At 41.3% G+C, this 13,813-nt stretch carries 13 protein-coding genes and 2 tRNA genes; 11 read left to right on the top strand and 4 right to left on the bottom strand.

The annotated features are described in order from the left end of the window. The first annotated feature begins 306 nt into the window (after positions 1-306). The 9 genes from SNE_RS03940 to SNE_RS03900 all read left to right on the top strand — a co-directional run bounded on the left by SNE_RS03940 (position 307) and on the right by SNE_RS03900 (position 9,037). Positions 307-558 (top strand): BolA family protein, encoded by a 252-nt coding sequence (locus SNE_RS03940; RefSeq protein ID WP_013943038.1) that lies wholly within the window; start codon positions 307-309, stop codon positions 556-558. After that, complete coding sequence (gene grxD, locus SNE_RS03935; protein ID WP_013943037.1) at positions 551-856, top strand: Grx4 family monothiol glutaredoxin; 306 nt, start codon at positions 551-553, stop codon at positions 854-856. Before SNE_RS03940 ends, grxD begins: the two co-directional genes overlap by 8 nt. Further along, the gene (locus SNE_RS03930; RefSeq protein ID WP_013943036.1) at positions 853-1,968 is read left to right on the top strand and encodes a mechanosensitive ion channel family protein; all 1,116 of its coding nucleotides are present in this window, start codon (positions 853-855) and stop codon (positions 1,966-1,968) included. The genes grxD and SNE_RS03930 overlap by 4 nt, the downstream gene beginning before the upstream one ends. Beyond that, positions 1,965-2,636: a queuosine precursor transporter gene (locus SNE_RS03925; protein WP_013943035.1), complete on the top strand. Its 672-nt coding sequence runs from the start codon at positions 1,965-1,967 to the stop codon at positions 2,634-2,636. The genes SNE_RS03930 and SNE_RS03925 overlap by 4 nt, the downstream gene beginning before the upstream one ends. Next, positions 2,620-3,747: a tRNA guanosine(34) transglycosylase Tgt gene (tgt, locus tag SNE_RS03920; RefSeq protein WP_041419219.1), complete on the top strand. Its 1,128-nt coding sequence runs from the start codon at positions 2,620-2,622 to the stop codon at positions 3,745-3,747. The genes SNE_RS03925 and tgt overlap by 17 nt, the downstream gene beginning before the upstream one ends. Positions 3,748-3,827: 80 nt before the next feature. Next, positions 3,828-5,636: a hypothetical protein gene (locus SNE_RS03915; RefSeq protein ID WP_013943033.1), complete on the top strand. Its 1,809-nt coding sequence runs from the start codon at positions 3,828-3,830 to the stop codon at positions 5,634-5,636. A gap of 85 nt (positions 5,637-5,721) precedes the next feature. Beyond that, entirely contained in the window at positions 5,722-6,669 is a 948-nt protein-coding gene (locus SNE_RS03910) for a DMT family transporter (RefSeq protein ID WP_013943032.1), read from the top strand. Then, positions 6,644-7,543 carry a phosphotransferase enzyme family protein gene (locus SNE_RS12695; RefSeq protein ID WP_013943031.1) on the top strand — a complete coding sequence of 300 codons (900 nt, stop codon included), beginning with the start codon at positions 6,644-6,646 and terminating at the stop codon, positions 7,541-7,543. Before SNE_RS03910 ends, SNE_RS12695 begins: the two co-directional genes overlap by 26 nt. Positions 7,544-7,858: 315 nt before the next feature. Beyond that, positions 7,859-9,037: a putative sugar O-methyltransferase gene (locus tag SNE_RS03900; RefSeq protein ID WP_013943030.1), complete on the top strand. Its 1,179-nt coding sequence runs from the start codon at positions 7,859-7,861 to the stop codon at positions 9,035-9,037. Positions 9,038-9,073: 36 nt separating this feature from the next. On the opposite strand, the gene SNE_RS03895 is transcribed toward SNE_RS03900, so the two are convergent. From SNE_RS03895 to SNE_RS03880, 4 genes are all read right to left on the bottom strand, one after another. Then, positions 9,074-9,730, bottom strand: coding sequence for a hypothetical protein (locus SNE_RS03895; RefSeq protein ID WP_013943029.1), 657 nt, complete (start codon positions 9,728-9,730; stop codon positions 9,074-9,076). Between the two features lie 153 nt (positions 9,731-9,883). Next, complete coding sequence (locus tag SNE_RS03890; RefSeq protein ID WP_013943028.1) at positions 9,884-11,437, bottom strand: family 1 glycosylhydrolase; 1,554 nt, start codon at positions 11,435-11,437, stop codon at positions 9,884-9,886. Positions 11,438-11,464: 27 nt separating this feature from the next. Next, a tRNA-Ile gene (locus SNE_RS03885) sits at positions 11,465-11,538 on the bottom strand. Positions 11,539-11,556: 18 nt separating this feature from the next. Continuing rightward, positions 11,557-11,629: transfer RNA gene (locus SNE_RS03880), tRNA-Ala, on the bottom strand. A gap of 85 nt (positions 11,630-11,714) precedes the next feature. Here SNE_RS03880 and SNE_RS13170 point away from each other — a divergent pair. Together SNE_RS13170 and SNE_RS03875 are read left to right on the top strand one after the other, a co-directional pair. Further along, positions 11,715-12,071, top strand: a complete 357-nt coding sequence (locus tag SNE_RS13170) for a hypothetical protein (RefSeq protein WP_013943027.1) — start codon at positions 11,715-11,717, stop codon at positions 12,069-12,071. 294 nt (positions 12,072-12,365) lie between these two features. Then, a complete protein-coding gene (locus SNE_RS03875; RefSeq protein WP_041418764.1) occupies positions 12,366-13,694 on the top strand; it encodes an MATE family efflux transporter in 1,329 nt (442 codons plus the stop codon). Positions 13,695-13,813: the final 119 nt, after the last annotated feature.

Genomic DNA, 13,813 nt, shown 5'->3' with positions numbered 1-13,813 from the left:
GGGTGGTATGACTTATCGTAAAGTTGGGACAACAAAAAACAAAAAATAGTTATGATAAATTCATCAATTGATATGTCCGTAACTCCTGTGTTTGTTTGATCTCAAACAGGTTGTTAAGAGAACGGAAACAAGGACTTAAGTAAAGTGTTGGCAATGCTAATGATGTTGGCATTAGTAGCTTCCGCAAGAAAAAATTTGGAAAAGATTTTCAAACTTTCTCTTGCGGGAGCCCTTGGAATTTGGGATAGATCCTTCTCATTTACTCGTTTTTTGTGTACAATCCGGCAAAAAATATGAGTTGTGTCAATGAAACCTTTTGAAATTGAATCTGTCATCCAAGATGCTCTTGAAGTCACGCATGTAGAAGTGCGGAATCCCCGTGAAGATGGGCTTCATTTTGAAGCACTTGTCGTTTCGCCGGTCTTTGAAGGGAAGTCGCTCGTGGAGCAACATCAACTTGTGATGAATTCGCTCAAAAGCCACTTTGAATCGACACTGCACGCTTTAAGTTTAAAAACCCTGACTCCACAAGAGTGGAATGAGAAAAAACATGGATAGTATTTTAGAAAAAATCAAAAAAGACATCGAGTCTCACCGCGTGATTCTCTTCATGAAAGGGACAAAAATGATGCCTGTTTGTGGATTTTCTGCACGTGTCGTCAGCATCCTCAATCAGCTTGAAATTCCTTACGAAACTCGAAACGTCTTAGATGATGACAAATTGCGGCAAGGAATCAAGGATTTCTCCAATTGGCCTACCATCCCTCAACTTTATATCGATGGAAAGTTCATCGGGGGGTGCGATATTGTGACAGAAATGCACACAAAAGGAGATTTGAAGAGACTCGTATCATGACAATCGACAAACCCGGACACGAAATCTCAAACCTACTTTTTCATCAAGGATGGATCACCCCTGTTTCGCTCATTATTGTTCTTGCGCTTGTTTTGCATTTTTTGATCAGCCGTCTCTATAAAAGGCTGATGCCAAGGCTGGAAAAAACCCATTTGGCTTGGGATTTCTCCCTTCTCAAAGCTGTCGTTCTCCCTCTGAAATTTCTGATCTGGATTCTCGCTATCACTTTTGGAGCTGAAATCCTCGGCTACCATTTTGAAAACAACACATTCGTCCCTTTCTTTCGAGGAGTCCGTTCATTTGCCGTCATTTTCCTCTTTTTATGGATGACTCTTAGGTTCATCAAGAACATGGAAATCCATCATGTACGTGAACAACGAGAGCAAAAAAAACAATACGATAAGACGACTGTTCGGGCTGTCTGTCAAGTCTCTCGCATTGGTGTAATCTTGATTGCACTCCTCGTCTACCTACAAACGCGTAATATTAATATCTCTGCCGTCCTCGCCTTCGGTGGCGCTGGAGGTATCGTGGTAGGTTTGGCTGCAAAAGACTTGCTCGCCAACTTTTTTGGAGGGCTGATGATCTACCTTGACCGCCCTTTTAATGTCGGGGATTGGATCCGCTCACCAGATCGGGAAATTGAAGGATTTGTCGAAACAATTGGGTGGCGCCTAACCCGCATACGAACGTTTAGTAAGCGCCCACTTTATGTTCCCAACGGGATCTTTTCCAACATCTCCGTTGAAAACCCCTCTCGGATGTCAAATAGACAAATCAGAACCCGGATTGGAGTTCGTTACAATGATGCTCCTAAGCTTGGCGCCATAGTAGCTGAAGTTGAGGAGATGCTAAGAAACAATCCAGAAATCGATACAACTATGTATCTCATGGTCCGTTTTGATGAGTTTGGTCCTTCATCTTTGAACTTCCTCGTCTACTGCTTCACCAAGACAGTTAAATGGGCTGAATACTTACTCGTCCAGCAAAAAGTCTTTCTAAAGATCATCGAAATCATCGAAAAACATGGAGCAGAATGTGCATTCCCTACAACCACCTTGCACATTCCTGAAGGCGTTCACATCCACCCACAAGAACCGTCAATGCCGTGAACGAACTGCTCTTTTTTTCTCACATCTTTGTGCTTATCGGCGCCATTTTAGTCGCCCTTCGTTTAGGAAAGTCGGCTCTCATTGCTTTACTCGGATTGCAAGTTGTAATTGGCAACCTCTTTGTCACCAAACAGATAGTCTGTTTTGGGTTTCACATCACTTGCACGGATGTCTTCACAATTGGCGCGTTATTCACATTGAACCTGCTTCAGGAATACTACGGAAAACATGTTGCCAAACGAGCTATTTGGATCGCTTTTTTCCTCTTGTTTTGTTTTATCGTCTTATCTCAATTGCATTTACTCTATGTCCCGAGTCCTTATGACACCATGCAACAGGTGTTTGAGAAACTTCTTGCAGAAGCGCCACGGATCATGATTGCTTCTTTTGTCGTTGGTCTTTTGTGTCAAAGACTCGATGTTTGGATTTACGGGCTTTTGAAAACCAAATTTCGAAGCCAAACACTTATCCTCCGCTTCGGAGGGGCGTCTCTCATTTCCCAATTGATCGATACGGTTTTGTTTAGCTTTTTAGCTTTATATGGACTGGTCCATTCGATGACTCATATCATTTTTGTGAGCTATCTCGTCAAAGTCTCACTGATCTTTTGTATGGCTCCCTTTACTACATTTTCCAAGAGGTTTGTCCGTGATCCCATTCACATTTGAAATCTTACATCAGTCGAAAAAATCGCGGGCTAGGGTTGGGCGCATCCACACTCCTCATGGAATCATCGACACTCCGAATTTTGTGGCAGTTGGGACCAATGGAACGTTAAAAGCCCTCGATAACGAGATGGTTAAAACGATTGGCCTTCAACTCATGTTTTGCAACACATACCATCTCCTCCTTCAACCGGGAACATCTGTCATTCGTGAAGCTGGAGGAATTCACAAGTTCATCAATCGCAATCTCCCGATCATCACCGACTCGGGAGGGTTTCAAGTGTTTAGCTTGGCTTATGGTGGCGTTGCCGACGAACTCAAAAGTAAAGGGACAAAAAAATCAGAAGGCTCCGTCCTAAAAATCACAAGCGATGGAGTTCTCTTTCGCTCTTATCGTGATGGGCAAAAAGTTTTGCTCACTCCAGAAACATCGGTTCAAGCACAAAAAGCCTTAGGCGCAGACATCATCATCCCTTTTGACGAACTCCCCCCCTATCACATTTGTCCAAAAGCCTTAAGCCGCTCACTTGATCGCACACACGAATGGGAAAAAAGATCTTTAGAAGAACATCTAAAAAATCCCCAAGGTCAAGCAATGTATGCCGTTGTACATGGTGGAGTGGACAATAAGCTGCGTGAAAAAAGCTGCAAATTCCTTGCTGACCTCCCTTTTGATGGCTTTGCAATTGGAGGAAGTATGGGCAAAACCAAAGAAGAGATGGTTACCATGCTCAGCGCTACACTACCCAAATTGCCAGAAACTGCGCCAAACCATTTGCTCGGGATTGCCGATCTCGAATCTCTAGAAGCTTGCGTTCCCCTCGGAATCGACACATTTGACAGCTCCTATCCAACCAAAGCTGCGCGCCATGGAACCCTTCTCACTCACGAAGGTCCTCTCAAAATCACTCGCGGTATTTTCAAAAATAAATTTACATCTCCCGTTAAAGGGTGCAGCTGTTACACGTGTGAACATTACACCTTGGCCTATTTACACCATCTCTTTAAGGCCAAAGAGATCTCTGGGCTCACTCTCGCTTCAGTCCATAATCTCCATTTTATGGTTGAATTGATGTCTCAATATAAAAATAAAATTTTAAACGATATTATTTAGATAATTAAAATATTAGATAATAAGAATTTAATTATTAATTGTGTTATAATCGTTTTAATAATTTATTAATTGGGATTGTAATGAGCGCGGTTGGGGAAAGAGCTTCTCTCATTTCTAGAGAATACGTATCAGATAAGCTCTGGCAAGAAGATTTAAGCCATTCTGATAAAGGGCGAGCGACCTACCATGACCACATTGGGAAAGACCATCGTGGAAAGGATACGCCAGGCCTCGTCGTCAAGGTAGAATATGATACTCATGTTTTGCAACCCTATCATCCTAAGCCTAATTTTCAGGGAAAAAAAGTTACTTTTGAAAACCGCGATACACTGCTTGAACATGAAGTTGCAAGACGGATGAGTGAAGCGAAGGATCTCCCCAATAGCGAGCGGTATGTAGGATACAATCTCTCACTCCTTCAAAAGATCAAACTTTTATTTGGGTTAAATATCGACTCAGAACTACAAGATAATTGGAAGAATGTTCTCAAACCAAATTACAGTGCCGAAAACATCTATAACATGACAAATACTATCTCCCCTTCTAAAGAAATCCGGGATCAATTGGGCCTTGGCTCAAGTGAAACCTATAAACTTGGAACTAAGGTGACTTGGGCTTTCAATAGCTCGCTTAACGGTTACGAATATATCGACGAAAGTGGAAAAAAAGTGGCAATCCAAAATGGGGTCACTTCAAGCAATGATCGGACAACACGCAACGTGTGTATGATGCGTCGCGTTTCTGACTTAGAAACTGGAGAAACTCTCGCCTATACAGGACGACCCGACACAAGAGAAAAAGCAATTGAGCAAGCTAAATTCATTATTCGTAGCGAATTGAAAAGCAGCCATCCCAAAGGGCTTGTCAAAGGAGAAGACGGTTTTACTCTCACCTATGTCATCAATAATCTAATGACTCCTATGACAGGTATCGGCCTTATTTCATTCGATGAAAAAGGAGCTATTTTAAAAGAGCAAGAAATCTTACATGCATTAGATGGAGAAACAATCGAGGTCAACGGCCATAAAGTGCGTATCAATACCTTATATTTTTCTGAGCCTTTTAATCAAACAACCAATTTGGCATCAATCGTAACAGATAGTCATAATGGAAACGGAAGATCTCGAAAAATCAACAAAGAAGGGTATCAAACCTTGATTCCCATGGCTCAAGCTCAGCTGAAGCTCATGGAAAATGGGAATAAAAAAGCGATCGTTGAAGGGGCAATCAAAGCGCTTAATGGAGAGTTCGGAGAACTTTATCCAGAAGAAGAACTTTTCAGCCGCGCCATCTTGTGCCAAACTTTGAATCTTCCCATGGTCATTCACTGTAAAAGTAGCACAGACCGGACAGTCTTGGCTCTTGCAGTTGCCTTAGTCTCACATCAATGGCAGAAATTAAATGTCGACTTAATCACAAATAAAAAAGGGCAAGTTGTTCCTCATCTTATTTTGAAAACAGATGCTGCAAAAGAGCTTGTGGCAGGTCATTGCTTGTCGGGCCACCAAATCACTCGAGTTTCGAGAACTTGTGAAGGGATTGTGAAAGAACACGAAATTGGAACAAGAATGCTTGGATTCGAATGGTCTTCTAACCCCATCGCCGGGAGGATTCTTCCAGAGCGCTACACAAAAGTGAATGAAGTTTCTCCTCTTACAAAGGCTGGAGTCGGACTCCTCTCAACAATAGGATTCCTCGTCAACTTAGCTCTTGCGATCCCTATTTGGCTTGTTGGAACTGTCATAGCGGGCGACCCCTTCTTCAACCCCATTTACATTAAGCCCGGCCTATCTCCATTTGCGGAAAGATTGATCGATAAAAAATCTCCTTACGTCGGAAAAGGGAAAGGACGCAGCCTTCTCAAACCAGAAGGAATGATTTCCTTATAACCTGAGCTTTGGGCTTATAACGTTTGACCTCAAAGCGCATTCCAAGGTAAACTTCCATTAATCGAGGTTAATTCAAAAAATTTCTATGTTTGTAGCGCTGGCGATTTTCATGTACGCGGCTTGGTCAAGCATTTTTTCCCTAGGAAAACTTGCTTTAGAAAACAGCCCGCCTATCTTCCTTACGGGTTTTCGCATGTTTTTTGCGGGCCTGATCCTCATTGGATGGCTAGCTCTCAAGGACCGGAAGTCGCTTAAAATCGGAAAAAAGCAAATTCTCCCTCTTCTAGCCCTCTCTGTATTTAGTATTTATTTGACAAACATCTTGGAATTTTGGGGCCTCCAACACCTCACCGCTGCTAAAACATGTTTCATCTACTCTCTGTCTCCCTTCTTCGCCGCCATTTTCTCGTACATCCATTTCAAAGAAAAAGTGAATTCAAAAAAAATTGTTGGGATGCTCATCGGTTTTCTAGGGTTTATACCTGTTTTGACGTTGCAAACAGGTTCTGAAAACCTGCTTAGTGCCTTCAGCTTTTTCTCTTGGCCTGAGCTGGCAATCATGGGTGCAGCCCTCTTCTCGGTTTACGGTTGGGTCCTCTTGCGCATCATCGTAAAAAACCATACACTATCTCCTCTCTATGCTAACGGATACAGCATGCTGCTAGGCGGAACCATGGCTTTTGTTCACTCATTTTTTGTCGACTCATGGAACCCCCTTCCAATTGCGGCAGGAAAGCTCACCCCGTTCTTGCAAGGAATCGCTCTTATGATTCTGATTTCGAACATCCTTTGCTACAACCTTTACGGCTTTTTGCTCAAACGGTTCACTGCGACATTTCTCTCGTTTTTGGGTCTTCTCAGCCCCATCTTCGCATCACTCAATAGCTGGATCCTTCTAGGAGAGCCCCCTTCATGGGTGATCCTCGCCTCAACAGGTGTCGTTTCCCTCGGACTCTTCCTCGTTTACCAAGCAGAACTCAAACAAGGTTACATCCTCAAAGCAAAAGATGCCCTCGCCAAAGCTGAAACTTAATCTCTATCAAAAACTCCTCGGGCTCGATCATGCCCAGTTTTCGCTTATTCAACATGAAGATGCAATTGTCGCCATCGTTTATGAAGTGATAGAGCCAAGCGGCAAAAAGCTCATTTTAAAAATCTGCGAACAAGAGCGGCACTTTCTTAGAGAAGTCTACTTTTTGGAAGCTTTAAAAGATAAAATCCCCGTCCCGCAAATCCTTCAAGCAATCGAACCAAATTCTAAAAGACACGGGGCAATTTTAATGGAATATCTCCCTGGTCAAGTCTTAAATAAAGAGACTCTCACTTGTGAATTAGCAGAAAAAGCCGGCTATCAACTAGCACGTCTTCATCTCAATTCAGAAAAAGGGTACGGTGATCTCATAAGTAAAGATAGCTTAACTCAAGACCCTAAAGCTGACCTTATCCAAAGATTTGAAGAAGGGCTGGATGAATGTGAGGCTCATCTTCCCAGCTCATTGCTTAATGAATGCCGTCATTATTTTCATACACACCTTTATTTACTCGAGCTAGCAGATGGCCCCTGCATCATCCATCGCGATTTTCGCCCAGGAAACTTACTCGCAAATAAAAATAAACTCCTGGGAATTATCGATTGGGCCTCTGCTCGAGCAGGTTTTGCGCAAGAAGACTTCTCCTCTTTAGAAATGGGAGAATGGTCTACACAAGCGTCAATCCAAGCGGCGTTTCTTTCTGGCTATGAAACCATTCGCCCCATTCCGAGGTATCAAGAATTGATGCCATTACTCAAACTCAGTCGCAGTGCTGCCATTCTAGGTTATCTTTACAGGAAAGGAATTTATCATAAGAGCTCTGCAAAGCTCCACCAGTCTCATCTCAACTTTCTAAAAACCTTCATCGAAGCTTAATGCGAGCAGAAACCATTTCTTTTTGAGACTCTGTCTGCTATAGCAATGAGCGTTTAACCCTTCTCATCAGAAAAGATATAGAGGATTTAAGAGAACTCTCTCTATCCTGAGACTAAACAAAATAAACTCAAACAACTTCAAAACCAATTTTTGAAGTTGTTTGAGTATAAACCCAGAGTTCAGGTTATCAGGAAAACTAGAATTTGCTACTCTGAATCCTTGCCTTATAGTCAATTCTATTTGGTGGCATTAAGGGAGCATCTTTACAATGAAGTGCTTTTGACAAAAGTTGTTCAATTTAAAAATGGCTAGCTTATGAAAAAATACCTTTTCTTCTTTGTAGTGTACATTTGTCTTCCGTCTTTGCTAAGCGCTGCTCACCCCCGTTTTGTGCTCCCAAGTGATAACAGAGATCTCTCAACTGAAGAAATTACGCTCGCATATCAAGTGATTGAAAAAATAGATTATCTCATTCAATACCGAGAAAGTTTAATTCGAGATTGTCAAATAGATCTTCTATTTGTGTCAGGAGATAACTTTTGGAAAAATGGAGAAGGACTTGTAACTCCCCTTTCCCTTCTAACTTCCTGGATCATAGAGAACAAATCAGTTGAAGTGCTTAAAAACATACGTTTGTTTTGTCCCTTTTTTACTGGTTATATGCCTGTAAAAAAAACCAAAACTGGTTTTTGGTTTTTACAAAATGAGACTGTAGAAATTACTGAGAATTTTCAGGAAGAACTCGAACAAAATTTAATCTGTACGTTATCAGATGAAGGTCTCGATTATTATCTAAATTTAATTAAGCGTTTCAATCTTCCTCCCCAGTGTATCTATCAACCTCCAATTTTTTTAGGAGAGTTTGGAATCAAAAGTTTTAGCTTTGGAAAAACTTTGGTGTATAACCCTGATTTTGCTTCATACCAAGAACGTATTTGTCTCATGCAAATCATGGGTGTTTTTCAGAAGCTTGAAGCTCTAGTTAAACAAGGTAAACCGATTAAGGTCCTTGAGATCGGTTCAGGATATGGAGCTCTAGCACTTTTTATGAAGCAGGTTTTCCCCTCTGTCCAATACACTCTTCTTGACATTCCTGAATCATTACTTTTCTCCTCTATTTATGTTTCACTAAACTGTCAAGATTGTACTCACGCATTTGCAATTTGCGATTCTGTAGAGGAATTTCAAAAAGCAGACTTTAGATATGTTCCTAACTATGCCGCCCATACACTTGAAGAAGGCTTTGATTTGGTCATCAATACATTATCGATGAGTGAAATGACTGAATATCAAATTAAAACTTACGTAGATTTAATGAAGAGTTTTTGGCTTGTAAAAAGAGGAATCTTTTTCGAGCAAAACCAAGACAATCGACATCTAGGATGGACAAAAGCTTCGATTGTCATTCAAAAAGACCTATTCCTAGAGCACACACTCGATCCTCATACAAACGGGTTTAGACAGGGAGTCCCAAATATTTGGAGGCTTCCATAAAATGGAGCGCTAGTGCTCCGTTGCAAAAATTCTTCATCACAGCTTAATGCGAGCAAAAACCATTTCTTTTGCTAAGATTTTTCCTGTATATGTCCATTGCAAAGCATAGTTTTCTTCTTGTTTCGAAAGATAGACTGAGGATTTTCCGATCCCCCCTTTCTTCGGATAACGAGTATCGTCTTTCCGATTGTGCGGAATACGCGTACAATCAATCACTCTAAAGTGATGCTTGGCTTTCATTTTTCCAAGGACAGCTTCAACAATCATTATATGAATCGCTGGAGTCGACTGCTCGACATCAAAATTTTCTTGTGGCTCAAACCCAATGGGAAGATAAATCAAAATATCTCCAGGAAGAATGTCTTCAAGAGTGTCAATGACTTCCCAGTGTCTTAACTCCTTGTTTTTCAAAGCTGCAGCATAATTGTATGGACACGGCATTCCATCAAAGGAAGGTGGAACAATTTCTTTTAGTTTCTCCATTGCTTCAACCATTTCCTGAAAGGCTTTTGGTGCCGTTTCTTGAACTAAATGGTTCAAAAATCCGTAACAATTCATGTGGTAGAGCACTTTATTTTCATGTGAATAGGTTGAAATAGCTTGCCTTTGATGAACGGCATTAAAAATCTCCTGCGCTTTGAGTAACAATGGAGGAGATGTTTCAGTGCAATAGGCGAATGAAAAAGAAACCATAGCAGACACAAATAAATTGGTTTTTGAAAAAATGGTATAAGCAAGACGTAGAACGGATCTTAGCAAAGAGCAAGAATTTTCATAGAGAAAATCACCCGCATGATAAAACGGGGTTTGAATAGATTGAATAGTGAATAGGCACCTCCTATGGGGTTAAACAGCCTTTTCTTGTTTCCGTGCAAGTTGCACCATTTCTTTAAAGCTTGTAGCACCGAGGCGTAAGCTAAAAGATTTTGTAACTTTATTGTAATCGTAAAGACCAAAATTCTGCGGATCCCAACCTTCAGCCCACTCGGCATTTTTTGAAAGAGACCAAGCGTAATAGCCGCGTACATCGGCACCATCTTTCATAGCTTCACTCACTGCATAAAGGGCGCGGTCATAGTATCGATTCATTTGGAGATCATTCTGGGCTGAAATTCCATTTTCAGTCACATAAATGGGACCTGGCATTTCTCTAATCGCTTCGTAAAGTCCTTCAGGATCTTCGCGGAACGGCATCTTTGTCATTTGCCCTCCTTCAGGATGTGTGGAGATCATAAATTCTTTTTTTGCGACCTGTTTCAAAAGAGGACGGACGTAATAGTTCACCCCATTAAAATCGTTTGGCACTTCGTCAACAGAAAATCTTTCATGGGCTAAAAATGGCACTTTAAAGTCAAATACACCGGTCTTGATAAAGTCACGGACCACGTCATGGGTCATCTTTGTGAGATAATGACATGTGAGCCGTTCGATCGGATGCCACCAACGTGTTGCTTGATAGCGGAGAACATTGTGCACCAGTCCAATTTGCGCATCAGGTCGCTTCTTTTTCAACACTTTATAGACTTTACAGTGCGCTTGAAGGAGATGCTTAAGTCCTTTTCCCATCTCTGCTACAGAGTGATGCTGTGGAGGGAAATCTCCAAGCAAATAGCCCATGAATGCTTGGATTTCAGGTTCGTTGATCGTATTCCAAAGGTCAATTTCTTCAGAAAGATGAGGGAAAACTTTCTCTGCAAAATGCGTTATGAGTCCTGGGAATTCTGGATTTAATATTCCTCCTTCATCTTCAACCCACTTTGGCAATGAAAAGTGGAGTAAGCATGCCATAGGCGCAATGCCAGCAGCTTTGAGTTTTTTCACAAACTCAACATAGTGCTGAATAGCGACTTCATTAAACTTCCCTTTCTCAGGCTCAATTTTGCTCCATTCAATCGAGAAGCGAAACGAGTTCACGCCAAGTTCTTGAAGTTTTTCGATATGGGTATCCATTCGATTCCAAAGATCTGTAGCCCATTCTGATCGGTTACCTACCTGTAAAAGCTCATTTTCAAACTTAGCCCACTGAGAATCGGGACAATTATTCATTCCTGAGTATTGGTATTCACTTGTGGCGACACCCATCAACTTTGGAAAGGTCTTTTTGCTTGTATCTACCACAGACCAATGCTTTGGATCTTTTAAAATAGCTTGAAATCCGGTTGGGGCTTTATCCGTCAAAGTCGCAATCACTGCGCCCATTAATCCTATTGCTCCAAAGAGAGGTTCAAGGACTGTCAAAAACGTGGCTTGAAAAACCTTTCGCGCAAGCTTTGCAACTGCAAGGGAGCTATTTTGCCACTCTTCATGTGTTAAGGGAGTTAAAGCATCTTCAATGAAATGTAGATGTTCGAAATGAGATTGGGTGCACCAATCCCCAAAGCTTTTGATCGTTTCTAGCATTCTCTAACCATAGTACTTGGGGAAATGTGCGGTTACCAAGACTTGAACTTGGGACCTCGACATTATCAGTGTCGCGCTCTAACCAACTGAGCTATAACCGCGCCAATAAAAGGGAATGATGGAGGCTAGGAGAGTCGAACTCCTGACCTTCTGAATGCAAATCAGACGCTCTACCAACTGAGCTAAGCCCCCATTGCGATAAGGAGAGAACATACTAAAAAAACAGGTTTTACCGCAAGTATGTTTTATACGCCAGTATTAATCTTTTTAAGAGACCATGACAAAATGTCTTTCATTGCAAAGTGCCGTTCTACTTTTTTCTCTAGGTCATCAGCGACTAAAAGCCATTGCTCTTCTGGATGCCAAGGACTGGTGCTCCATGACAAAAAATTCTATAGCTAATTTGATCCAGATTTTCGCTGAATTTTTCTCTCCCAAAATCGACCACATTGTCCATGAGACAAGGGGTGATTTTAAGAGGGGAAAAGGCACTGAAAAGATGATTAAGGTAGCTATAGAATTTTTTGTTATGGAGCACTTGAGCCATAGTAAATACTTTTTGGGAAAATGCTGCGATTTGCGATTTCTCCTTGCCAGTTCCGATACAAAATTACAACCTCTTGGTCGCTCATAATATTTCTTCTTCAATGCTCAAACTATTTCAAAAGTTCTAAGAACCTGAACTCTGGGTTTCTTTCACTCATTCTCAGGGATTTTTCTCTCCTGAGACTAAGCAAAATAAACCCAGAGTTCAGGTTAAGATGACAAATATTTGATTTCTTAGCCATAATTTAGTTAGATGGAAAATTCATAAAACTAAACTTCTATTTTCTGCAGAGCATAAACTTTTTTAGTGTAATTTTAGATGCAAACGAATGAAATTCGTGAGGGATCCCTTAGGCAATTATGGAAAATCTCTTGTTCTTTAATGATCTCTTTTTTTTCAATGGTTGCCATGATTTTTTGCGACCGATTGTATTTGGCAAACTACTCAGTGAGTTCGCTAAGCGCTGCGGTCAGTGCTGGAACCTTTTGGTGGGGAACAACCTTTGCTGTAGCAACCATTTGCTCGATGGCCGAGGTCTTTGTAGCACAATATAATGGTGCAAAAAGATATAAAAAACTCGGTGAACCAGTTTGGCAAATGATCTGGTTTGCCCTCTTCTCGATCGTTTTCTTTTTTTCTTTGGGAACCGTAGTAAACATCTTTCTTTACGAGATTGGCTTTTTCAATGTGGATGAGATGACCTACTTCAAGTGGAATAATTTCTTTGCTCCAAGTTTTGCTCTCCTTGCTGCCATCTCAGCATTTTTTATTGGCCAAGGCAAAACCCGTATCATTCAGTGGATGGCTCTTCTTGGAAATACCATTAATATCATACTCGATCCCCTTCTGATCTTTGGAGTCAAAGGATGGATTCCTGAAATGGGTCTCAAAGGAGCGGCTATTGCCACAGGCATTGGTATTATCATTCAGATTATCATTTTAGGAGCCCTTTTTCTCCGCTTAGAGAACAAGAGAACTTTTGGAACGGGGAACTGGAAGTTCCGGCCACTAGCTTTTTGGAAATGTTTAAAAATTGGATTCACTCCAGGGATTTTTTTCTTATCAGAGATTTTTGGCTGGGCCCTCTTCTACAAAATGATGGAAACAATCAGTCCAAAACACATTATCGTTTCAAGTGTCACCCAAAGCATTCTGATCCTTCTTCTTTTTTTTGCCATGGCGATCGAAAAAGGGGCAGCTGCTGTGACTGGAAATCTCATTGGCTCGAAGCAACTTAACGAAGTGAAACGTGTTTTAAAATCAGGCACCATTCTGACCCTCTTTTTTGCGGTTATTCTTGTAGCTGTGCTGATCGGGTGCGCTGATCTATTGATCGATTGGTTTTTCAGAAATCCTGCTGCATTGGAAGGAGACCTCTTATTAACCGAGGAACTGATGTTTGATGTGAAGTCAACCATCAAGTTCGCCTTAGCTACTTTGATTCTCTACCTCACATTTGAAAATATTCGTTACATGCTGAGTGGCATGCTAACCGCTGCAGGTGATACTGTTTTTTTGATGACAGCCGGTACAGCCTCCATTTTGATTTGCTTGCTTGTTCCAACCTACTTCTTGATGGTGGTTCCAAAGGGACCTATTGAAATAGCATTTTTCATTTGGATTTTTTATAGTGGTACTGACATGGCGATCCTCTATTGGCGTTTTAAAAAAAATAAGTGGCGTAAAAAACATCTTATTGAAACTTGTTAGAAAAGGGGGTATTTGACATAATAGGCTACAACTTCAAAGGAGCTTTAGTCAGACCCATGTCAGTCTTCACTGCTTGACCCAGTTTCTTCGTTAATGTCCCCCAACATCCTGCGGTTTGG

Source organism: Simkania negevensis Z (genome assembly GCF_000237205.1).
Lineage (GTDB): Bacteria > Chlamydiota > Chlamydiia > Chlamydiales > Simkaniaceae > Simkania > Simkania negevensis.
This window is presented reverse-complemented; position numbering and strand designations above follow the sequence as displayed.

What these genes read in the sequence shown, in the direction of transcription:
- SNE_RS03900 (WP_013943030.1), top strand. Translation starts at nt 7,859, where the DNA reads ATGAAAAAATACCTTTTCTTCTTTGTAGTGTACATTTGTCTTCCGTCT.
- SNE_RS03910 (WP_013943032.1), top strand. Translation starts at nt 5,722, where the DNA reads ATGTTTGTAGCGCTGGCGATTTTCATGTACGCGGCTTGGTCAAGCATT.
- SNE_RS03930 (WP_013943036.1), top strand. Translation starts at nt 853, where the DNA reads ATGACAATCGACAAACCCGGACACGAAATCTCAAACCTACTTTTTCAT.
- SNE_RS03895 (WP_013943029.1), bottom strand. Translation starts at nt 9,730, where the DNA reads ATGGTTTCTTTTTCATTCGCCTATTGCACTGAAACATCTCCTCCATTG.
- SNE_RS03890 (WP_013943028.1), bottom strand. Translation starts at nt 11,437, where the DNA reads ATGCTAGAAACGATCAAAAGCTTTGGGGATTGGTGCACCCAATCTCAT.
- SNE_RS03875 (WP_041418764.1), top strand. Translation starts at nt 12,366, where the DNA reads ATGATCTCTTTTTTTTCAATGGTTGCCATGATTTTTTGCGACCGATTG.
- SNE_RS13170 (WP_013943027.1), top strand. Translation starts at nt 11,715, where the DNA reads ATGACAAAATGTCTTTCATTGCAAAGTGCCGTTCTACTTTTTTCTCTA.
- grxD (WP_013943037.1), top strand. Translation starts at nt 551, where the DNA reads ATGGATAGTATTTTAGAAAAAATCAAAAAAGACATCGAGTCTCACCGC.
- SNE_RS03940 (WP_013943038.1), top strand. Translation starts at nt 307, where the DNA reads ATGAAACCTTTTGAAATTGAATCTGTCATCCAAGATGCTCTTGAAGTC.
- SNE_RS12695 (WP_013943031.1), top strand. Translation starts at nt 6,644, where the DNA reads ATGCCCTCGCCAAAGCTGAAACTTAATCTCTATCAAAAACTCCTCGGG.
- SNE_RS03915 (WP_013943033.1), top strand. Translation starts at nt 3,828, where the DNA reads ATGAGCGCGGTTGGGGAAAGAGCTTCTCTCATTTCTAGAGAATACGTA.